Source organism: Mesorhizobium sp. WSM4829 (genome assembly GCF_055811475.1).
This window is the reverse complement of the sequence record NZ_JBVVQJ010000007.1, coordinates 173,310-195,455: the sequence shown is the minus strand read 5'-3', so window position 1 is coordinate 195,455 and position 22,146 is coordinate 173,310. Positions and strand designations below refer to the sequence as shown.

The 22,146-nt window shown below is 58.5% G+C and carries 19 protein-coding genes and 1 pseudogene; 15 read left to right on the top strand and 5 right to left on the bottom strand.

Annotated elements, in window-relative coordinates:
• Positions 1-35: 35 nt before the first annotated feature.
• From AC0L17_RS09730 to AC0L17_RS09685, 10 genes and pseudogenes are all read left to right on the top strand, one after another.
• On the top strand, positions 36-809 hold the full coding sequence (locus tag AC0L17_RS09730; protein ID WP_473515646.1) for a class I SAM-dependent methyltransferase: 774 nt from the start codon (positions 36-38) through the stop codon (positions 807-809).
• Between the two features lie 253 nt (positions 810-1,062).
• The gene (locus tag AC0L17_RS09725; RefSeq protein ID WP_473515645.1) at positions 1,063-2,019 is read left to right on the top strand and encodes a glycosyltransferase family A protein; all 957 of its coding nucleotides are present in this window, start codon (positions 1,063-1,065) and stop codon (positions 2,017-2,019) included.
• Between the two features lie 37 nt (positions 2,020-2,056).
• Positions 2,057-2,965, top strand: coding sequence for a glycosyltransferase family 2 protein (locus AC0L17_RS09720; RefSeq protein ID WP_473515644.1), 909 nt, complete (start codon positions 2,057-2,059; stop codon positions 2,963-2,965).
• Between the two features lie 191 nt (positions 2,966-3,156).
• A complete protein-coding gene (locus AC0L17_RS09715) occupies positions 3,157-4,269 on the top strand; it encodes a glycosyltransferase family 2 protein (protein ID WP_473515643.1) in 1,113 nt (370 codons plus the stop codon).
• A 155-nt stretch (positions 4,270-4,424) separates the two neighbouring features.
• Positions 4,425-6,044: an ABC transporter ATP-binding protein gene (locus AC0L17_RS09710; RefSeq protein WP_473515642.1), complete on the top strand. Its 1,620-nt coding sequence runs from the start codon at positions 4,425-4,427 to the stop codon at positions 6,042-6,044.
• A gap of 216 nt (positions 6,045-6,260) precedes the next feature.
• Positions 6,261-6,620: pseudogene (locus AC0L17_RS09705) on the top strand (NAD(P)-binding domain-containing protein); the annotation flags it as partial.
• Positions 6,600-7,070 (top strand): imine reductase family protein, encoded by a 471-nt coding sequence (locus tag AC0L17_RS09700; protein WP_473515687.1) that lies wholly within the window; start codon positions 6,600-6,602, stop codon positions 7,068-7,070. The pseudogene AC0L17_RS09705 and the gene AC0L17_RS09700, both read left to right, overlap by 21 nt.
• Positions 6,997-7,341, top strand: coding sequence for a GFA family protein (locus AC0L17_RS09695; protein WP_473515641.1), 345 nt, complete (start codon positions 6,997-6,999; stop codon positions 7,339-7,341). Before AC0L17_RS09700 ends, AC0L17_RS09695 begins: the two co-directional genes overlap by 74 nt.
• 471 nt (positions 7,342-7,812) lie before the next feature.
• A complete protein-coding gene (ftsH, locus tag AC0L17_RS09690) occupies positions 7,813-9,726 on the top strand; it encodes an ATP-dependent zinc metalloprotease FtsH (RefSeq protein ID WP_473515640.1) in 1,914 nt (637 codons plus the stop codon).
• Between the two features lie 378 nt (positions 9,727-10,104).
• The gene (locus AC0L17_RS09685) at positions 10,105-11,097 is read left to right on the top strand and encodes a glycosyltransferase family 2 protein (RefSeq protein ID WP_473515639.1); all 993 of its coding nucleotides are present in this window, start codon (positions 10,105-10,107) and stop codon (positions 11,095-11,097) included.
• Between the two features lie 201 nt (positions 11,098-11,298).
• On the opposite strand, the gene AC0L17_RS09680 is transcribed toward AC0L17_RS09685, so the two are convergent.
• Positions 11,299-11,619, bottom strand: a complete 321-nt coding sequence (locus AC0L17_RS09680) for a glycosyltransferase family A protein (RefSeq protein ID WP_473515686.1) — start codon at positions 11,617-11,619, stop codon at positions 11,299-11,301.
• A gap of 420 nt (positions 11,620-12,039) precedes the next feature.
• Here AC0L17_RS09680 and AC0L17_RS09675 point away from each other — a divergent pair, with 420 nt between their 5' ends.
• The 3 genes from AC0L17_RS09675 to AC0L17_RS09665 all read left to right on the top strand — a co-directional run bounded on the left by AC0L17_RS09675 (position 12,040) and on the right by AC0L17_RS09665 (position 15,686).
• The gene (locus tag AC0L17_RS09675) at positions 12,040-13,011 is read left to right on the top strand and encodes a polysaccharide deacetylase family protein (RefSeq protein ID WP_473515638.1); all 972 of its coding nucleotides are present in this window, start codon (positions 12,040-12,042) and stop codon (positions 13,009-13,011) included.
• Between the two features lie 571 nt (positions 13,012-13,582).
• The gene (locus AC0L17_RS09670; RefSeq protein ID WP_473515637.1) at positions 13,583-15,211 is read left to right on the top strand and encodes a glycosyltransferase family 2 protein; all 1,629 of its coding nucleotides are present in this window, start codon (positions 13,583-13,585) and stop codon (positions 15,209-15,211) included.
• 148 nt (positions 15,212-15,359) lie between these two features.
• On the top strand, positions 15,360-15,686 hold the full coding sequence (locus tag AC0L17_RS09665; protein WP_473515685.1) for an ATP-binding cassette domain-containing protein: 327 nt from the start codon (positions 15,360-15,362) through the stop codon (positions 15,684-15,686).
• Between the two features lie 316 nt (positions 15,687-16,002).
• On the opposite strand, the gene galE is transcribed toward AC0L17_RS09665, so the two are convergent.
• The 3 genes from galE to AC0L17_RS09650 form a co-directional block, all read right to left on the bottom strand.
• Positions 16,003-16,977, bottom strand: coding sequence for a UDP-glucose 4-epimerase GalE (gene galE, locus AC0L17_RS09660; RefSeq protein WP_473515636.1), 975 nt, complete (start codon positions 16,975-16,977; stop codon positions 16,003-16,005).
• A complete protein-coding gene (locus AC0L17_RS09655) occupies positions 16,974-17,948 on the bottom strand; it encodes a UDP-glucuronic acid decarboxylase family protein (protein WP_473515635.1) in 975 nt (324 codons plus the stop codon). Before AC0L17_RS09655 ends, galE begins: the two co-directional genes overlap by 4 nt.
• Before the next feature lie 373 nt (positions 17,949-18,321).
• Positions 18,322-19,524: an MFS transporter gene (locus tag AC0L17_RS09650; RefSeq protein ID WP_473515634.1), complete on the bottom strand. Its 1,203-nt coding sequence runs from the start codon at positions 19,522-19,524 to the stop codon at positions 18,322-18,324.
• A 203-nt stretch (positions 19,525-19,727) separates the two neighbouring features.
• On the opposite strand from AC0L17_RS09650, the gene AC0L17_RS09645 reads away from it, so the two are divergent.
• Complete coding sequence (locus AC0L17_RS09645) at positions 19,728-20,159, top strand: VOC family protein (RefSeq protein ID WP_473515684.1); 432 nt, start codon at positions 19,728-19,730, stop codon at positions 20,157-20,159.
• A 130-nt stretch (positions 20,160-20,289) separates the two neighbouring features.
• Here AC0L17_RS09645 and AC0L17_RS09640 read toward each other — a convergent pair whose 3' ends face one another.
• Positions 20,290-21,183, bottom strand: coding sequence for a LysR family transcriptional regulator (locus AC0L17_RS09640; RefSeq protein WP_473515633.1), 894 nt, complete (start codon positions 21,181-21,183; stop codon positions 20,290-20,292).
• A 96-nt stretch (positions 21,184-21,279) separates the two neighbouring features.
• Here AC0L17_RS09640 and AC0L17_RS09635 point away from each other — a divergent pair, with 96 nt between their 5' ends.
• Positions 21,280-22,029, top strand: a complete 750-nt coding sequence (locus tag AC0L17_RS09635) for an SDR family NAD(P)-dependent oxidoreductase (RefSeq protein ID WP_091599344.1) — start codon at positions 21,280-21,282, stop codon at positions 22,027-22,029.
• Positions 22,030-22,146 lie beyond the last annotated feature (117 nt).

Genomic DNA, 22,146 nt, shown 5'->3' with positions numbered 1-22,146 from the left:
ACCGTAAACCCGCTTCACCGCGAGGAGTCCCCGTCATGGCTAGAGAACGGTCTCCGAGAAGATCGACATCGGTGTTGACTAGGGCTCGGCGGCTCGGACGAAATATCCTGCGCTGGCTGGAGGGAGACAGCCGATCCCAACAGCTCAGAGACGAAGTTCTGTTTTGGAGACACTGGTTCTCCACTCAGGGATCATTCTGGCCAGAGGACTACAAGGAACGTCTTGACCCCAATTTACCAATTCAGGATCACGTTGGGCGATATGTCGACAGGTTGACGACCAACCTAGTTCACATACTCGATGTGGGTGCTGGCCCGTTGACGAAGCTCGGCAAAGTGCATGCTTCGAAAGAGATCAGGATTACTGCAACTGACCTGCTGGCATCGGAATACGATCAAGTTCTGAGAGACTTTGGGATCCAACCTCTTGTGCGAACAGTCTTTGGTGACGCCGAAAATCTTAGCACCCAATTTGACGATTACAGTTTCGACATCGTGCATGGACAGAATTGTATAGATCACACCGCTAGTCCGCTCAAGGCAATACAACAGATGCTCTCCGTCACGAAGCCCGATGGTTACGTCGTGCTTTATCATGCTGAAAACGAAGGCAAGACGGAATCCTACAAGCAGCTGCACAAGTGGGACTTCACATGTGAGAAAGGACATTTCGTTATCAGAGGGCCTGGACCGGGTGGGGATTCGGTGGATGCCACTGAAGCGCTGGCCGCGGTAGGGTCTGTTGAATGTAGCTTGAACGACGGCGCGGTGCTTGTTGCAATCCGAAAGCATCCGCAAAGACGCCAGTGATATTCCGGCCAACCTGCTCGCAGGCGGCCTCCTATTTCGGGGGCATGGGTTCAGATAGCGGTCACCTGAGGTATCGCGGGGTAACACTTCGGTTCCGCTTCGCTCCACCTCCAATCCTTGGCACCCACTGCACGCCTGGTTGAGGAGACCACATCAACTTGCTATAATGCTTAGCCAGCTTTTCCTGGACTGCCAACGGCATACTACCCCGCATCCGGGTATTGGACCTCTCCAGGATTGAGGCACTTCAGAAATGTCGCGCATAACGCCACTTGCCCAACAGGAACGGAAGTACTTGGTGGAATCGCATCGTCCCCTGATCTCGATCATAACCCCGTTTCTAGACGCAGGCTCCTTCTTACAGGAGGCAGTCGAGAGCGTGTTGGATCAAACTTACACAAATTGGGAGTTAGCGCTTATTGACGACGGTTCTACAGACGAGAGCACAGACGTCGCCAAACGTTACGCGGAGCAGTCGCCGGGTAAAATTCGATACTTAGAGCATTTCGGGCATCGAAATCTGGGGGCGAGTTCATCGCGCAATCTAGGGCGCGAACATTCGTCAGGCGAGTACATTGCATACTTGGATGCCGATGACGTTTGGCTTCCAGATCGACTGGAGCAACAATTATCAATTTTTGAAATGATAGCAGAAGCCGGTATGGTGGTTGGGTCGACGGTATATTGGCATCGGTGGACGGGTCGCGCTGAAGACAAAGACAAAGATGAGTTTGTGCTCGTCGGCGCACCTCAGAACAGCTTGGCGTGGCCTCCTGCTTTGCTCTCAGCGTTGTACCCTTTGGGCGAAGGCGCGTCGCCGTCGATGAATTCTGTGCTGGTGAGATCGGATGTTGTCGACCGAATTGGGGGTTGGAACGATGAATTCAAACGGGTATTCACAGACCAAGTGTTCCTGGCGAAGGTATACACCTCGACGCCTGTTTACGTTTCCAGCGCCTGTTGCGACTATTACAGACAGAGGTCTACGTCGAGCAGCCAAATCGTACACCAAGAAGGTGAGTTTCATAAGTACCGGCACCAGTTTCTCGTTTGGTTGGAAGGTCATATGATATCTGTTGGGATGGAGCAATCAAACGAGTGGAGAAAACTTCAGCGCGCACTCTGGCGGTATCGGCACCCAGTAATGAGTCGAGTCGCGAGAAGGTTGGCCCGCGCGTACAGCAGTCTGATGAGCTCAAGCGCGCCGTGAATACGAGGTGCGTCTAGAGATAGAGAGGAAGCTTACCGTGGGCGAGCGGGATCCACTCGTTAGTATTGTAATCACATGCTTCAACCACGGCACCTTTTTGCAAGATGCTTTTTACAGTGCTCGACGGCAAACCTATCGAAAAGTCGAGATACTGGTGGTTGACGATGGGTCGACTGACAACTCGCTTGAGGTGGCGAACAAGTTAGAACATGCCATTGTTCTTCACCAGAGGAACGCCGGATTGCCGTCAGCGCGCAACGCCGGGTTGCTTAAGTCGACTGGTGCCTACGTGACGTTTTTAGACGCCGATGATATTCTGTTGCCCAATGCAGTCGAGTTGGGCGTGGCGGCACTCATCACGCGGGCTGGATACGCATTTGTATGTGGCGGGCACCGTGGGGTGTCGCTGGATAGAGTTGCCCTGTGGGAACGGTCGCCCACACACGAAGGCGATCCTTATAAAGAATTTCTTAGGGGCAATTTTATCGCAATGCACGGTACAGTACTCTACGATCGCTCTATCCTGGTTCGGGAGGGAGGTTTCGATCCGGAATTGGAAGCCTGCGAAGATTATGACGTTTACCTGCGCCTTGCTCGAAAGTACCCGATCGAAGTGTACAGCGAAATAGTTGCCGAGTACCGCCAGCACGACTATAATATGTCAGGTAATTACCAAAAGATGCTGCGGAGCGCATTGTTGGTTTTAAGGCGCCAAAAGATGCACACCGGCAGCGACCGATCCTATAAAGCAGCTTATAGAGACGGCATAGGCTTTTGGAAAAGATTGTACGGTAGGCAAATGATCAAGGCAGCTGTGCGGGATCTAAACAGAAGCGGGAAATTCAGGAGCGCAATTCTGACCCTTGCGTGGGCTGGCCAGCACGCGCCGGCTGCTTACATCGATCTGATAACATCATCACTAGGTTATCCCCGGGGACCCCGTTGACGTGCTGAGCAGGTGGCGTCAGGTGCCGCGCCTCTCGCAGGCGACTGATTTGCTAGGTCAGAGCTTCAAAACCATACCAGGGCAGGGAAGCCAGTGAATTGTAGTGTGGTTTTGGATTTGAAGTTCCTGAACGCTGATGTCACCAAGATGGCAGCAAACTATCCACCACTAGATTCAGGTGCGGTTGATCCATGGCCAATCTGAGTGATGAATCAGCTACGCTAGTATCCGTGGTGATACCGGTCCATAATGGCTGTGGGTTCGTAGAAAACGCTGTTCGATGCGCAGCGGAGCAGACATGGCCCTCAATTGAGATCATCGTGGTTGATGATGGATCGACGGACGCCACCGCCAGCGTCGTGCGTGAGTGTGCTGCTCGCGACAAGCGAGTGCGATTGATACACCAGGCGAATGGAGGCGTCGCTGTCGCCCGGAATGCGGGGATCGCGTCTGCGCAAGGCGATTACGTTGCTTTCCTCGACGCGGATGACCTCTGGCACCGTGAAAAGATTTCTAAGCAGATGGAGGTCATGCAGCGCGGGGGCGCCGACATTGGTATAGTCTACTGCAGGTACCGAGAGGTCGATTCCGATGGAGCGATTATAACAAGCCCACACTTCCCACCCTATGAGGGGTACGTTTACCCATTGCTCGTTTTGTTCAATTTCATGGGCGGGGGCAGCGCGGTATTGGTAAGGCGGAAATGCCTGCTGGAGGTAGGAGGATTTGATCCCAGTCTTCGGGCCAGGGGAGCACAAGGGGCAGAGGACACAAGGGCGTTTCTCGCCATCTCGGAACGATATACGGTACGAATAGCCGATTCCTATCTCATGGGGTACCGCCTCTCGGATGGCAGTATGTCTAGCAATATCTTCAAAATGTTTAAATCGCGGCAGATTGTCCTGCGCGAAGTACGCAATCGGCACCCCGAACTCCCGGCCTTTCTCTTCCGCTGGGCGGCGGGCGAGAACGCTAGCTGGCTAGCGGAGCGGTCGCTGCGTGAAGGGAAGTTTCGTCAAGGCCTGGCGCTTCTAGCGAGAACGATATTGATCGATCCTCAATCCGCATTAAATTTGAGAATAGCGCGATCGTTGGCGCGAGGGATCTCGCGCCGACTGAAAGATTGGTTCGGCTGGACGTCTTCAGATCACCCCGTCAAAAGCAAGAGACAGCATATCCGCCATTTTCATGAAATATCGCCGGAGGAGGGATTGCAGACTGAACCGCGTATTCCGGATAGGCACGACCGACGCCGGGCGGTAGCCGCACGATTGGCCGTTGCTGGCGTGGTACCGACATCGTGAACCGCGCCTACGCATATTTCCTAAGATCCTTTCTGAGACCACACCTGTGGGCATTCCCAACACTGGTCATGCTCGGCGTAGCTTCTGCTGCAGTTGAGGGCATCGGGGTTGCGATACTCGTTCCCCTTATATCCTACCTGTTTCGATCGCCCGATGTGGCTGTAGTATTCCCTTTACTTGGTCGCTCAACAGATATCTGGCCGGAATCTAATCAGACAACTGTTTTACTATTATTTATATTTGGTGTATTGCTCCTGTTCGCAAGCAAGGCTGCTATTCAATACTTATATTCTTTTGTTGCGCTAATTATCAGCAAAAAAATTGTTTTAGACCTGCGTGCGTCACTATTTGACAGTTTCCTTCGCGCTGATTTTCAGTTTGTCAGCAGTAGCAGTTCTGGCCGAATGTTCAATATCGTCCAGGGAGAGACGTGGCTCGCAGGTGAGTTCGTGGTTGCAGTAGCGAAAGGATTAGTTAGCCTGTTCTCCGTTACTGCATTTTGCGTAATTCTATTTCTTCTGTCTCCGCGACTAACTGCAGTCTCCCTAGCCGGTTTAACGCTCATTGGTGTTGTTACTATCATTCTTACTAGGAGAGTGAGGCGTCTAGCCGCTGTCGCAAAAGAAACCAGCGCAGAGCTCTCATCGAGGCTGATCGAATCGTTGGAGGCTCTAAAGGTAATTAAACTATTTTCTCGAGAGAAGCGGGAGTTTAGAAGATTAGCTAATATAGCAGCGCGTGATCGTGCAGCGTCAGTTGACGTGGAAAAAGCTGCCGCGATAATAGGCCCGATTACGGAAGTTCTTTTTGCGCCGCTCCTTTTGGTTATCGTAGCTTATTCCTGGAGCATGGGTATCCCCGCGGGTACGCTAGTCGCCTTTCTCGTCCTTCTGTACCGACTGCAGCCTCACGTTCGAATGCTGTATCATGTGCGAGTCGAATTGTCCCGAGCTTTGCCAACGCTGGATCATATCAGAGACGTGCTTCAAAAGCCGGAGGAATCAAGCGGATCACGGGCATTCAGTGGGCTGGCCAGGAGCATTCGATTTGAGAACGTGAGCTTCACCTACGTGGGTAGCGACACGGCAGCTATTTGTGACGCAAGTTTTGAAATAGTGAAGAACCGTCTGACTGCATTCGTCGGCTCTTCTGGATCTGGAAAAAGTACTGTGGCAGCTCTGTTGTGCCGTTTTTTTGACCCCACCCGGGGTACGATGTGGGTCGATGAGGTAGATGTTCGTTCCATTAGGTTAACAGACTGGAGAGAACGGATCGCATTTGCCGGGCAGGACGCTGAACTTCTTGGGGACACTATTTTAGATGTGATAAGCTATGGAGCAGAAGATTGGGATCGTGACAGCGTGCAAGATGCCGCGCGGGCTGCGCAGGTTCACGAGTTTGTTGCCCTCCTTCCGGATGGGCTCGATACTCCGGTCCGTAGGCGAGGTCACCGTTTTTCAGTAGGTCAGCGACAGAGAATCGCTATTGCCCGAGCATTGAGAAAAAACTCAGAAATCTTAATCCTGGATGAGGCGACAAGCGCCTTAGACGCTGCTTTGCAAACAGCAATAGATACTAGCATAAACGAGCTAAGGGGCAAAAGGACGATCGTTGTCATCGCACACCGCCTCAGCACGATACAGTCTGCCGATCACGTTATTGTTCTGCATCAGGGCCGAGTTATTGAACAGGGGTCTCCTAGAGAATTGCTCAGCGACAAAGACAGCTCGTTCTACCACATGTGGAAGTTGGAGCATGCCGGCGTTTCGCGCTAACAGGTATTGGAGTTCTTCAACGCAGCAAGAATTTATATCTTCCGATCCAGCGCGCCAAAAAATAAAACGGACCCTCGTCGAAAGGGCCATCAGTCTATCGGAGAAGTAATTATGACATCGAATGTCTGCGTGCTCGGCGCGGGCCGAATGGGCTCGTCCATTGCTCGTACGCTGCTCGATCGCGGCTATCCAACTTGGTTCTAGAATCGGACCGCGGCAAAGTGCGATCCATTGGCGGCCTTTGGCGCGAAGGTAGCCCCTTCAGTGGAGGATGGGATCCGAGCGGCCGACGTCGTGATCATCAATGTTCTCGACTATGCCGCCAGCGACGCTTTGCTGAAGCCGGTTGGCATCGCTTCGGCACTGGCCGGCAAAGCCGTTGTGCAACTCACCTCCGGATCGCCGCGTCTGGCGCGGGAAGAAGCGCGCTGGGTGGAGGCACATGGTGCCGGCTATCTGGACGGGGCGATCATGGCCACTCCGGATTTTGTCGGCAAACCCGAGACCGCACTGCTTTATTCGGGCTCGCGTGATGTTTATGAGAAGCACAAGCCGATGCTGTTCGCGCTTGGCGGCGCCACGAGCTTTGTCGGGGAGCTGCCGGGTCAAGCATCTGCGCTTGATACTGCTCTGCTCACGCAGATGTGGGGCGGGCTCTTCGGAGCACTCCAGGGTATGGCTGTCGCCGAGGCCGAAGGTCTCGACCTGGCGACGTTCAGGAGCCATCTTTCCGGATTCAAGCCTGTTGTCGATGCCGCTCTGTTCGACCTGGTGGATAGAACGAATGCACGCTGTTTTGCCGGCGACGACGCGACCCTGGCGTCATTGGGCGCCCACTACAGCGCCTTCCAGCATCTGCTCGAGGCATGCGAGGAGCGAGGGCTCGACGCGGCTATGCCGCGCGCCATGGACATGATCTTTCGACAGGCGCTTTCGCTCGGGCGCATGGAAGATGATTTTGCATCTCTGGCTCCCCTGTTTCGAAATGGTTCGTCGCGCCAGAGCGGGGAGCCAGCGAATGCATAGCAGCAACAAGCGAACCGCGACCTGCTCATGCCGGAGCGTGGAACTTATCCTCGCCGGAGAGCCGCGACGCGTCTATGCGTGCAGTTGCCTGGAGTGCCAACGCTGCACCGGAACGGCGTTCTCGTACCGGGCCATCTACGCCGATTCCGCCCTCGTCGGCCAGAAAGGCGAGACCCGATCCTGGCGCAGAACCGGATCGTCGGGACAATGGCTGGAGCAGACATTCTGCACCACATGCGGGTCGGTCGTCTTCATGCGGGCTGAGGGCTGAAGGATGCGCTGTCGGTATCGGTCGGCTGCCTGGAGGACCCGGAATTCCCACCCCCGACAATGCTCCATTGGCCCTCGCAGAAAGCATGGATGGCTTTGCTTGGAGGGCGTGCCCGAAGCAGCCGCCTCTTGAGGGCGGATCACCAAGCGCGATGCCTGGCTTGCAGCAGGCCCGGCATCGTCAGTCCGGCAACATCTCCTTCGGCAATCGATTTCCGTTCAAGAAGGTCCCGATTGGGGATAGCTGTCGCGGCCGACTGCGAATCCCAAGGCTCCCTCGCAGCACTCCTTGCAACACTTTGCGCTCCCCGACGTTCTCCCAAGCACGCTCCGAAGCCGATTGTCGCGGCTCCAATGGCAAAATCCAATTGCTGGAGCGAGGGAGCCATAACGGCTTCGCCGGCTGGCCACGGCACCCAGCGTGCCGTGGCGGTTCGGCCACCTGCATCGACGTGACGCTGGAGGAGACGCCATGGACATGGGCAACAGGAAGACGCAGTTCAATATCTGGTACTGGATCGCCGCCTTCGCGGTGCTGATGATCTTTCAATATGTCTACACCGCCACGCAGCACGTCGCGCAGATTCCCTACAGCCAGTTTGAGACCATGCTGCGCGACGGCAGGATCGCCGACGTGCAGGTTTCCGATCGCTTCATCCAGGGCCGCTTCAAGGAGCCGCAGGACGGCAAGCCGCTATTCATTACCACGCGCGTCGAGCCTAACCTCGCGCGACAGCTGCAGGAGCACGGCGTCACCGTCACTGGCCAGATCGAAAGCACCTTCCTGAGCGACCTGCTCTCCTGGATCGTCCCGATCCTCGTCTTCTTTGGCTTGTGGATGCTGCTGATGAGACGAATGGGTGGTGGCATGGGCGGTTTGATGCAAATCGGCAGGAGCAAGGCCAGGGTCTATGTCGAGGCCAATACCGGCGTCAAATTCGAGGACGTGGCGGGTGTCGATGAGGCCAAGGCCGAGTTGCAGGAGATCGTGGATTTTTTGAAAAGTCCGCAGGAATACGGCCGTCTTGGCGGGCGCATGCCCAAGGGCGTGCTGCTGGTCGGACCGCCCGGCACCGGCAAGACACTGCTGGCGAAAGCCGTTGCAGGCGAGGCAAAAGTTCCGTTCTTCTCGATCTCTGGCTCTGAATTCGTCGAGATGTTCGTCGGCGTCGGCGCCGCCCGTGTGCGCGACCTGTTCGAGCAGGCACGCGCCAGAGCCCCGGCGATCATCTTCATCGACGAGCTCGACGCGCTCGGCCGCGCCCGCGGAGCGGGCCCGATGATGGGCGGACACGACGAAAAGGAGCAGACGCTCAACCAGCTCCTGGTCGAGCTCGACGGTTTCGATCCGAAAATCGGCGTCGTGCTGCTCGCCGCGACGAACCGCCCGGAAATCCTTGACCCGGCACTGCTTCGCGCCGGCCGTTTCGATCGGCAGGTGCTGGTCGATCGCCCGGACAAGCAAGGTCGCGTCCAGATACTCCAGGTCCACATGAAGAAGGCTAAGCTGGCGGCGGACGTCGATGCCGAGAAGGTTGCCGCGCTGACGCCGGGTTTTACCGGCGCCGACCTTGCCAATTTGGTCAATGAGGCGACCCTGCTCGCCACGCGCCGGAGGGCCGATGTCGTGACGATGGACGATTTCAACAATGCGGTCGAGCGCATCGTGGCCGGGCTCGAGAAGCGCAACCGGCTGTTGAACCCGAGGGAACGCGAGGTCGTCGCCTATCACGAAATGGGCCATGCCTTGATAGCGATGGCGCTGCCCGGAGTGGATCCCGTGCACAAGGTGTCGATCATCCCGCGCGGCGTCGGCGCGTTGGGCTACACGATCCAGCGGCCGACCGAGGACCGATTCCTGATGACGCGCGAGGAACTGGAGAACAAGATGGCGGTGCTGCTCGGCGGCAGGGCGGCCGAGCAGATCGTGTTCGGGCATCTGTCGACCGGGGCCGCCGACGACCTGGCCAAAGTCACCGATATCGCCCGCGCCATGGTCACGCGGTACGGCATGTCGGAAAAGCTCGGCCACGTGGCGCTGGAAAAGGACCAGCGCTCCTTCCTCAGCCCCAACCCACTCGCCGGCGGTCCGCGCGAGCACGATTACGGCGAGGCCACCGCCGAGGCTATCGATGAGGAGGTTCGCAGCATCGTCGACGCCGCTTTCGCGCGAACCGTCGGGCTCCTCACCGAGCGGCGGGACCTGCTGGAAAAGACGGCGCGCAAGCTGCTCGAGATCGAGACACTCAGCGAGGCCGAGCTCGCATCGCTCGTCGGAAACGCCGCGGCACCGGATCGCGCGGAGGCATCCGAGCCGCAATCGGGCAAGCGACCGATCAGACGAGGCAAGACTGCGGCTGCAAATTTTTCGCGCCCGGCCGAGTGATGCATCGTCGATCTCGACTCTGCCTCCGCGGCTGACCCGCCCAGTGGCATGGTGACGCTGCCAATCGTCATTCAACAAAGACCAGCACGGCCTGCGCGCGCCGGGCCGCATGCGGCGGCCGTCCGCGCCGCGCGGCGCCAGTTGACCGGCTTATTCAGTAAAGGCTAATAAGGCAGCGTTACGCGACCTCCCCTTGTGTCTGTTTTTCGGATTTGACGTTGCTTCGTCACCCTCCGAATCCCGTCAGCTTCGATAGGCCAGGCTGAATGACCGACCTCATTTGCCTCGAATTCGCCCCGATCATCGAAGAGCGGTGCTGATTGCAATGCTGGCACCATCCGTTGTTTACTGGCTCTTGCAGAGAAACCGAAGGCTCCAATGATCCAGGACAATGCCACGGTCGGCGTCGTGGTGCCGATGTTCAATGCCGAGCGCACCATTCACGCCACCTTGACCAGCATCTGCCAGCAGGACCATCAGGCGCTGGACATTGTCGTGGTGGATGACGGGTCGACGGACAAGTCCGCCTCGATCGTCGCCTCCTGTGCTGAGAAAGACCGGCGCATACGCCTGATGAGGCAGCCGAACGCCGGTGTTGCGCACGCCCGCAACAGCGGTGCGGCCTCTACCGATGCCGAGTTTCTGGCGTTTGTCGACGCGGATGATCTGTGGGCTCCTTCCAAGATCGCACTGCAACTGCGCGCCCTGCAGGAAGGCGGTTCTTCCGCGGGCCTGGCATATTGCTGGTTTGCGCAAATCGACGAGAACGGCCGGGTATTCTCACTATACCGACCCGATGCCGATGGCCAGGTTCTGCAACGGATGTGCAGAATGAATTTTGTCGGCAACGGAAGTTCGATGCTGCTGCGTCGCTCCGCATTCGAGCGGGCGGGACAATTCGATCCTTCCCTGAGGGCCAGAAATGCACAAGGCTGCGAGGACCTTCTTATGTGCCTCAGAATAGCGGAAAGTTACGAATTCCGCGTCGTGCCCCAGCACCTCGTGGGTTACCGGATGACGAACGTCAACATGTCGAGCGATGTTATGCAGATGCTTCGTTCGTGTAAGATTGTTCTGGCCGAGTTTCGTGAAAAATATCCGCAGTTCGGCAACGATCTCGACGCCCATCTGGTCGACATGATTCATTGGCTTGCCATCAGAGCCTTGGTCGGCGGGCGGCTGTTCGCAGCCGGCGACCTGCTGAAGAGATACTTCGTCCTGGAACCGCGCACGGCAATTTCCCGCCTGCCCAACATGATCGGCATGTACTGCCGGGCCAGGCTGGTTCCTCGCTGGGTCAAAATTCGAATGAAGCGGATGCGAAACGAGAACGCCGAGTTTCGGCGCCTTTATGAAGAGACTATCTGGTGAATGTGAGCCTATTCTGTTCGCGCGCTTGCAGCGGCTCTTCCGCCAGGGGAGGTCTAATGGTCGTATCCCCCGGTTGCCGTAAGAACTGATCGCCTGATTAGCGGTGAACTTGCATCGCCGATAAAATTCTCAACCAGCAGCCAGTTGTGGACGTCCCCGCGAGCGAGAGTTGGCGGGGAGCATTCGATCACCCAATCATCATCATCGATGACCCGATACCATGCGTAGACAAGGCCGAGAGACGGCCGCGACTGAAAGGCTGTGCTGCTTTTCCAGCTTTGTCGGGTGCCACACATCATCCGCATCAAGTGGCGCTATAAATTCACCCTTCGCCGCATGAATTGCCAGGTTTCTGGCGACAGCAACCCCTTGGTTCTGCTGTCTCAGAAGAGAAATACGCGGATCACTGGTTGCAAATGCCTCGACGATCTCAGCGGTCCGGTCGGTCGACCCGTCATCGACCACTATGATCTCCAGCTGTTTGAAAGTTTGCGAGGCGGCCGACTGAAGGGTGTGTCGGATGGTCTTTTCCGCATTGTAGGCAGGAATGATGACGGAAACTGCGGGTTGTATATCGAAAAAAGCCTGCTTTTGATGAAGGATGAAAGAAAGACGGGAGCGCCACCAGCCTAAATACTAGCATGCTCGAGCGAGAGAGCATCAAGCCGCCTGTCCCTACCGGCTACTTCAACGTCTGAGAATTCGCCCGGTCATTCGCACTTACGGCGGCGACATGTGCTAATATGCTGGTTTCAATCCGCCCAAACTGTCGATACCTTCATGCTTCCTTTCATTTCGCTCACATCCGTGCCCGTGGCCTCGTGGGCTTATTGCCATCAGCTATATGCTTGAACACCCACATGTATCGCGTTCCTGCCGATGGGGATGGGCTCCGCGATCGGACATGAGCGCGGTTTTTTCGGTTCCTGCGGCGGGAGACCGATGGTGATCCCGCGCGTTCTCCTGCAGCTTGGTCGGCTGGTGCGTCGTCGACGCCTGCGCCGTGCTCCCATCATACTGATGTACCATCGCGTTGCAGATATCGCCGTCGATCCGTGGAGCCTGGCCGTCCATCCCGCGAGGTTCGACGAACAAATTGAAGCGCTGACGCGGAGCCGGCGGGTGGTGCATTTGCATGAGCTGTTCGATGTCATCGCACGGGGAAAGCCGGGCAAACCGCTTGCGGTTGTCACGTTTGACGACGGATATCACGACGTCTACAGCAACGCTCGCCCTATCCTGCAGCGTCACGACTGCCCGATGACGCTGTTTGTTGCCACGGGAGCAATAGGAAGCGGCAGGGAATTCTGGTGGGATGCGCTCACGCGCATCTGTCTTGAGACGCCTGAACTGCCTGACCAGCTCGACATCACCATCGAGGGAGCCAGGCATCACTGGCCTATCCCGAAGATGGTGGATCAGGCCGGCCGTGACAAAGTCTACCGGGAGGTGTGGTCGGCGCTCCGAACGCTGCCGTATGAGCGGCAGAACGCACACGTCGAAGACATTGCGAAATGGGCAGGTGTTGGTCTCGACGCCAGACCGGAGCACTGTCTTATGACGCCCGGTGAGGTTGGTGACATCAGTGACGACCTGATAACGATCGGCGGTCACACTGTCAGTCATCCCACGCTTCCCTCCCATTCCTACGCGACCCAGCTTCGCGAGATCGTCGACGGCCGTTCGGCCTGTGAGCAAATGACCGGAAAACCCGTTCTCTCTTTTGCATATCCATTCGGAGACCATGACGCTCTGTCGGTATCTGCCGTCAGGGAAGCGGGATTTGAGTTCGCATGCACGACGCGCGCCGGATGCGTTGCGCCCGAGGCAGACGTTCTGCGTTTACCTCGATTGTGTGTCGACAACTGGTCAGGGGATGAATTCTTGCGAAAAATCGAGGATCATCTGTTCTGATGAACGCGCAGCAGACTACCATTATCACTCCTCGACGCGGCTGGTTTGACCTCGATTTCTGGCACCTGTGGCGCTACTGCTTCCGGCATCTACGATCGACAGCGCCCGCATGCTGCTCGCATTGGCTTCCTCGAATGGGTCGAGATGCATGCGTCGACCTCGGGATTGATGACGCCGAAGTTGCAGCGGGCGCTCCGCTTCGCATTCGCGCGCTATCCGGCCCAGCGTCGGCCCCTGACACTTCGCGATAGGTTTGACCTCGCCATCGAAGCCGGACGCCGGTTCGCTCGGCGGCTGACGCCACGTCGCATCCTGTCGAAGCTGTTCAGGCTGCTGACGAGAGCACGGAGGTAGTGGGCGGGACCGGTGGCGCGGATTGGATCGCGACCGAGCCTGAGATTTCTGATATTAACGATACCGTTCTACGTGAATGACAAGTCGCATCGCCTCGCTGGGAGCGACGTGCTAAAACTGACGAGTCTCCATCATTTCTGTGCCAAAATTCTGTTTGTGAGGCCTAAGCACACCAGCCGTTGCCTCTCTGCGAAGCTAAGGAGAATTTGGCTGTTTCATGATCGCAGTCGTCATAACAACTTACAACCACACTCGCTTTCTCGAGGACGCCATTCAGAGCTGTCTTCGTCAAAGCCGGCCGACGGATGAAATTATTGTCGTCGACGACGGATCCACCGACAATCCGGCATCGGTTGTCGAGCGTCATCCAGGCGTGCGCCTGATCAGGCAGGACAATTGCGGGCTCGCGTCCGCCCGAAACACCGGACTGGCGGCTTCCAGATCCGATTACATCACCTTTCTGGACGCGGATGATCGTCTCCTTCCGATTGCCATGGAGACGGGCGTGCGAGTGCTGGTTGCGCATCCAGATGCGGTTTTCGCTTACGGAGCTCATCGCTTCATCAATGGAAGGGGTGCGATCGAGTCAGACAAGCATCACATCGCGCTTGTTGAAGATCCTTATCTTCAGCTACTGCGGACGGGAAACTTCATTGCGATGCATGCGACCGTGGTTTATCGGCGGGAGAGGCTCGCGGCCATGGGCGGGTTCGACGTTTCAATGCGGTCCTGCGAAGACTATGAGCTATTCTTGCGAATCGCCCGGCGCGGTTCGATCGTAACGCACGACGATGTCGTCGCCGAGTATCGCATGCACCGCGACAACATGTCTAAGAATCGATCGATGATGCTCGCTGCAGCATTGTCGGTGCTTGACAAGCAGTTGGCAGGTCCGGTTGACGACGATGTGCGTCTTGCAGTCCGCGATGGTAGGCGGTTCTGGAAGACCTATTATACCGGAGAGGTGACTACTGATGCCTTGCGCGCGATCCGCGCCGAACCCGCCAAAGCGATGCGCATGCTGCGGCAGGCTTTGCAGATGTCGCCGCCGATCGCGCTGCAAACGGCGGCATTTAAGATAGCACGCAAGGTCGGCAGGCATGTGCAACGGCTGCTCGGAGCTTCCGGCGCTGATTGGCGGGCTCCGCGCGTCGGTTCGGTGCGGTTTGGGGATTTCGCACGCACGATGCCGATCAGCCACTCATTTGGATATGATCGCGGCAAGCCAATAGATCGGTATTATATCGAGAATTTCCTACAATTGAATGCGGCCGACATACATGGCCGTGTGTTGGAAATCGGCGACAACAGCTACACGATGCATTTTGGCGGTGCTCATGTCGTCAAGAGCGACGTGCTGCATGTTGATCCCGATGATCCAAACGCGACCATCATAGGCGACCTGTCGCAGCCCGGAGTGCTGCCGTCAAACGCCTTCGACTGCATCATCCTCACGCAAACACTTCATCTGATCTTCGACATGTCGGCCGCGGTCGCTGCACTGGCCGAAGCGCTCAAGCCCGGGGGCGTGCTGCTGCTAACTGTTCCTGGCATCACCCCGATCGATCGCGGCGAGTGGGGCAGCACGTGGTTCTGGTCATTGACGCAGGCGGCGTTGGCGAAGTTGCTTGCGAAATCCTTCAGCACGGCGAACATGGCGCTCGAAACCCACGGCAACGTCTTTGCGGCAGTTTGTTTTCTTCAGGGACTCGCCAAGGAAGAAGTTTCTGACCAGAAGCTCGACGTCCGGGATACCGCCTATCCTATCGTTGTCACGGCGCGCGTCGTGAAGGACCGGCTGACCGCGGATCAACCCGGCAGTCGAACCGCAAATGTTACGGCTTGAGATCGATGACAGAATTGCCAGCCGTTGAGGTCCGAGGACTTTCCAAGCGCTACCGGCGCGGCGCGATCGGCGTGCACTCATTGCGTGAGGAGGTCGAACAACTCGTCGCGCGTTTGCGCTCGCGGGAAGCCAAAGCTTCCCTCAACGAATTCTTCGCCATCAAGAACATCACTTTTTCCTTCCGACTGGCACCGTGTGCGGTATCATCGGACGCAACGGCTCGGGAAAGACCACGCTGCTCAAGGTTTGGACCTCGATCACGGCTCCGGATGAGGGCGAGGCAGTGATGCGAGGCCGGATCGGAAGCTTGCTGGAGATAGGGGCCGGATTCCATCCGGATCTCGACGGGATCGAGAACATCTACCTCAACGGCGCGATCCGCTGGAGCGGCTCTCTATGCGTGGGGAGAGGACGACCCGGACCTCGCAAGCGAGAACTTGCTAACGTTCGACGTTGTTGCAGCAACGGTCAATGACGCCTATTGGCCATATCTGAAAGAGCACGGGATTGTGCGACTGTCGCATTCTGCCGAGTTGCTTAAGGTGGATTGAAGGCGCGTGGAGAGACGTCCTGGCGAATAAATCTTCGATGTAGTTCAATCCGTCGACCGCGCGGCCGCAACGCTGCAATCGCGCGCGCCCTGCAAAGACTGAAGGACAGCCCGGGCATGCGGGAACACCTCGGTCAGGCATCGCGAAAACGGATAGCGGAAAATTTCTCGCTTGCCGCAGTTGCCGCCGCTCTCGATTGCTTGCTGACCAGGCGGTAGGGCTCTTCCGCAAAAAAGATCGTCACAAACGGCGGCGATACCAGGCCAGCGCCGTTTGGACGATCCGGTCGATTCCGGATTGCTCAGGCATCCAGCCGAGTTCCCGGGCCGCCTTGCCGGCCGCGGCGACAAGCGCAGGCGGGTCACCTGCCCTGCGCGGACCGTAGGCTACGGGGAGGCGTGTCCCCGAAGCCCGGCTCACCGCATCGACCAACTCGTTCACCGTCGTTCCGGTTCCGGTGCCGAGATTGTAGACATGGACTCCCGGATCGCGCAGAAGCTTCTCCCCTGCCAGAACGTGAGCACGGGCGAGATCGGTGACGTGGACATAGTCCCGCACCGCGGTTCCGTCCCTTGTGTCGAAGTCGGTGCCATTAATGGTAAAAACCCGGCCCGACCTGATCGCCGCCTCGATAGCGAGCGGAATGACATGCGTTTCCGGTTCATGCCGCTCACCGACCTCGCCGTCGGGATCACATCCGGCCGCGTTGAAATACCGCAGCACAACCGCGTTGAGGCCATGGGCATCGGAAAGATTGTCCACCATTCGTTCTATGATGAATTTCGACCACCCATAGGGATTGATGGGCGATTGCTGATGCGTTTCGTCAATCGGAGAACGAATCGGAACGCCGTAAGACGCGCAGGTGCTCGAAAAGATCAGCTTGTCGACGCCGGCCTTCAGCATTTCCTCGAGCAAGACCAGCGTCCCAAAACTGTTGTTTCGGTAGTAGAGTTCCGGGCGCTCGACGGACTCGCCGACATAGGCGTAGGCGGCGAAATGCGCCACCACATCCGGCCGATACTGGTGCAGCGCTGCTGCCACCGCTGCAGCGTCGCAAACATCGCCCTCGACAAGCGGTCCCCATTTGACCGCATCGCGCCAGCCGCGCGAGAGGTTGTCATACGCAATGACCGACCAACCGGCCCCGGCGAATGCCTTGCAACAGTGTGAGCCGATATAGCCCGCCCCGCCAGTGACCAGGACTGTTTTCATCCGGCTGCAGCGGACCGAGCATATCCCGATGAGACCAAGTCATCGAAATAGGCAATGGTCGTGACGAGACCATCGCGCAATGCAATTCTTGGCTTCCAACTGAGCTGGCGCAAGGCACACCCGATATCAGGCTGTCGCTGCCTTGGGTCATCGACGGGCAAAGGTAAAAACCTGATCTCGGATCGGCTTCCGGTAAGTTCGATCACGAGATTGGCAAGTTCGAGCATCGTGAATTCGACCGGGTTGCCGAGATTGATTGGACCGGTAACATCGTCGGCCGTGTGCATCAGGCGAACCAGACCGTCGATGAGATCACTGACGTAGCAAAATGAGCGTGTCTGCTCGCCGGTGCCGTACACGGTTATCGGCTTGTTTTGCAGTGCCTGCATGATGAAGTTGGAAATGACGCGGCCGTCGTCCGGACGCATCCTCGGACCGTAAGTGTTGAAGATGCGCGCTACCTTGATCCGCAGCCTGTTCTGCCGCCAATAATCGAAAAACAGGGTTTCGGCACACCGCTTGCCTTCGTCGTAACAGGAACGGGGACCTATCGGGTTTACCCTGCCCCAATAGTCCTCGGTCTGCGGGTGAATCTCGGGATCTCCGTAGACTTCAGACGTGGACGCCTGAAGGATCTTTGCGCGAACTCGCTTGGCGAGTCCCAGCATATTGATCGCCCCATGGACATTGGTCTTTGTCGTCTGGACCGGATCGAACTGATAGTGAACCGGGCTTGCCGGGCAAGCAAGGTTGTATATTTCATCAACTTCTACGTAGAGCGGAAATGTCACGTCGTGACGAATGATCTCAAAGGATTTGTTGTCGAGCAAATGCGAGACGTTTCTCCGACTTCCTGTGAAGAAATTGTCGACGCATACAACCTCGTGGCCTTCAGCAAGCAACCGCTCGCATAAGAACGATCCCAGAAAACCTGCGCCCCCCGTCACCAAGACTCGCTTTGCCTGCTGCATTTTTGGGATCCTCACGCCAGATCTTCACGCAATTGAATGCGCAAAGCCCTGGGGCGAGGATAGGAACAAAATGCTGCGCCGAAAACACAAAATGTTAACGGACCTGAAATAGTCGCGTGAGGTGTACGCAAGAATACGCGAAAAAAACCATTCATTCGTCCGTTTTGACGTTTTTCGTCCGAACGTCGGCTGCCGGCAATCGGCATTTGGACGTGAACGCGCTGCGCCGCAGCATGATCGATTGCTATTAAGGGAGATGGGTCTTGCACAGTCTTGACCCGGCTACTATCACCGCCGATGAACGCCTCGCGACTGGGGGTCAAAAGCTGGACATGCTCGATGTCCGCTTTCGACCCCCTGCGTCCTCTCTCCGCTACGCCGGTTGCAACTCCCTGCGCGGCAGCCGCGGGAAGGCGATCGCCACCGCCACCGCGCCGAGCCCGACAAGGGCCGAGCCGATGAACAGCCAGGAATAGCTGGCATAGGCATCGAACACCATGCCGCCGGCGAGCGGGCCGAAGGCCATGCCGATGCTGGACAGCATGGTGACGGCACCAAACACCGTGCCGAGGATGCGCTGGCCGAAATATTCGCGCGCCAGCACCGCATAGAGCGGCATCACGCCGCCATAGGTGGCGCCGAAGATGACGGCGAGCGTGTAGAATTGACCAAGCTCGCTGACCGCAAGATAGGCTGCGATGACCACGGACTGTATCGCCAGACCGGTAATCAGCACCGGCTTGACCCCCAGCCGGTCGGCAAGCACGCCGTATAGAAGCCTGCCGCCTAAGCCCGCCAGGCCCTCGATGCTGTAGATGCTGACCGCCGCCATCGGCGCTATGCCGCACAGCATCGCATAGCTCACCATATGAAAGATCGGTCCGGAATGCGCCGCGCAGCAGGCAAAGAAGGTCAGTGCCAAAACGATGAATTGCGGCGAGCGCAGCGCCTGTGGAACCGACATGCCGGTATCGTTGGCGGCAATATCGGCGGCGGCGTCTTCAGCGGCAGGCGTGGGCGGCTGGCGCACCAGCAATGCGGCCGGCACCAGCAGCGCCCATGCCGCGACGCCGATGACGAACATGGCGGTGCGCCAGTCATAGGCCGTGATCAGCCATTGCGCGAAGGGCGAGATCGTCATCGGCGCCACGCCCATGCCCGCCGAGACCAGGGAAACGGCCAAGCTGCGATTGGTGTCGAACCAAGCGGCGGTCAGCGCGATCATCGGCGCGAAGAAGGCGCTTGCCGCGAGGCCGACGAGCACGCCATAGGTGATCTGGAAGACAAGCAGCGAGCCGGTGCGGCTGGCCAGCACCAGCGCCAGCCCGAGCAGCACCGCCCCTGTCATCACCACGATGCGGGCGCCGTAGCGATCGTAAATGGCGCCCCAGGCGAAACCGCCGAGACCCATTACCAGGAAGTTCAGCGTCATCGCGCTCGATATGCCGGCGCGCGACCAATCCGTGTCGAGCGCCATCGGTTCGAGGAAGATCGCCAGCGAGAACATCGCCCCGAGGGCGACGCAGGTCATCAGGGCGCCAGCCGCGACGATGACCCACCGATAGGAAATGCGCATATTTTTCTCCCGAGATCGTTTGGACACGGCGCGACTTCTTTCGAGATTCGTCGCGCCGCTTGCGTCCGAAGGACGACGGCGACATTTCGAATCCTACAATCCGGTTGCATTTTTTATCCAGTCAGGAAATCGCGCCATTCAATTGCTCCATTGCATTGACCGTGCACCGTCCTGAGCTAGATTTCCAACCTGGCGATCAGGAGCTGTCAGGCATGGAACTTCATCGCGGCCGTCTCATCGACCACGTCCAGCTGGTGGTCAGGGATCTCAAGGCCAGCCGCCGCTTCTACGAGGCGGTTTTCAAGGTGCTCGATATTCCGATCGGCGGCAGCGCCGAGGATTATTTCTGGGCCGACGAGCTGTTCGTCTCCAGCATCGACAGCCGGGCGGCCAGCGGGCAACTGACGGGGCGCCACCACCTTGCCTTCCAGGCAAAGGACCGCGCGATGGTCGACGCCTTCTACAGAGCCGGCCTCGATGGCGGCGGCACGGACAATGGCGCACCCGGCGAGCGGCAGCACTACCATCCCGGCTACTATGCCGCCTTCCTGCTCGATCCCGACGGCAACAACATCGAGGCCGTCTTTCACGGGCCGGCCAACCGCAGCGCCGCTTCGGTGGAGATTACGTTTTAGCTCGATGACAGGTATTCTCGTTACGTCGCGCCGCGCCAACGCTTGATATTCAACTTCAACGCAGCGACGCTCGAAGGCTACCGCATGGCCATCGACGAAGCGCCGCTGTCTTTGCCACGGAGCTCCCGCCCTATCGCGTCAGCGCCGCCATCCGGCCCGCCAGGAACTCGACGAACAGCCGGGCGCGGACCGGTAGCTGTCGCCCATACGCATGGACGATGTGCACCGGCATAGTCGGCATCGCCACCTCGGGCAGAATGCGGACCAGACGGCCGGTGTCGAGATCGTCCTGCACGGCAAACTGCATCAGATGCGCGATGCCGGCTCCGGCCAGCGCCGCTTGCCGGATGGCGCCGCCGTCGTCCGTATCGAGCCGCCCGTTCGGCACGATCACCGCGCCGTCGGCCAATGTGACGGGATAAGGTCGGCCGGCCATCTGGTAACGGACGAAGTCGTGGCTCTGCAAATCCTCGATCGAGGCCGGCCGGCCGCGCCGTTCGACATAGACCGGCGAGGCCACCAGCACGATCGGCAGATTGGCGATTTTGCGCGCGATGAGCCCGGTGTCCGACAGCGTCCCCATGCGCACCGCTACATCATAACCTTCGCGGATCAGGTCGGCGTGACGGTCGGTGACGCTGAGCTCGAGTTTCAGTTCGCCGTGCTGCGCCAGGAATGCTTGTGCCCATGAGGCAATCAGGCCGCGCCCGAGTTCGACGGATGCCGTGACGCGCAGCAGGCCGCGCGCGGTATCCGCCATCTGGACGATGTCCTCGGCATCGTCCAGCGCTCTGAGCAAAGGCGCGACCCGCTCGTAATAGGCGAGGCCTTCGCTGGTCAGTGCCAGCCGGCGCGTCGAGCGCTGGATCAGCCGCACGCCCAGCCGCCGCTCGAGCCGCGCCACGCTCTTCGACACCGCCGACGGGCTGGAGCCGACCAGCCGGCTGGCGGCATGGAACGAGCCGGCATCGACCGTGCGCACGAAGGCGACGAGACCGGCGGTCTTTTCGAGGATGGTGGTCATTCAAGAATTCCAGGCACGAAAGAACCGATCGAGGTGATCCTAATACGCTATCCGATCACCATTAAATACCGCTCATCATCGACAAAGGAGAGATTGATGAGCAAGCTGAACGGCAAGGTCGCCATCGTCACCGGCGCCTCCAAGGGTATCGGCGCCGGCATCGCCAAGGGTCTTGCGGCGGCCGGTGCCGCCGTGGTCGTCAACTATGCCTCGTCGAGGGAAGGTGCGGACCGCGTCGTTGCCGAGATCAAGGACGCAGGCGGCCGAGCCGTTGCCGTCCATGGCGACGTGTCGCAAGCGGCCGACGTGCGCCGCCTGTTCGAGGCCGCCAAATCGTCGTTCGGCGCGGTGGACATCCTGGTCAACAATGCCGGCGTCTTCGCATTCGAGCCGCTGGAAGCGGTGACCGAGGCCGAATTCCACCGTGAGTTCGACACCAATGTGCTGGGCACCATCCTGACCATCCGGGAAGCGGTGAACCATTTCGGCGCCGGAGGCGGCAGCGTCATCAACATCAGCTCGGTCGCCAGCCTCAACCCGCAGCCGAACTCGCTGGTCTACGCCGCCACCAAGGGCGCAGTGGATTCGATCACGCTCTCCATGTCGAGAGAGCTCGGCGCCCGCAACATCCGCGTCAACGCCATCGCGCCTGGCGGCGTCGACACCGAAGGCCTGCAGCGGATCGGCATCGTCGGCAGCGAGTTCGAGAAGCAGGTCATCGCCATGACCCCGCTCGGCCGCTTCGGCCAGCCCGACGACATCGCGCGCATCGCGGTGTTCCTCGCCTCGGACGACGCATCCTGGCTGACCGGCGAGCGCATCACCGCCTCGGGCGGTTGGAGATAGGCGTAGAGCGCGCGGACCTGCCGTTTCACGGACCATCCCACGCAGCGTGACGTCGATAAAACCCTGCAATCGATGACGAGAGCGATCTGAGCCCTATGTTGCGGCGATGGAGGAGCG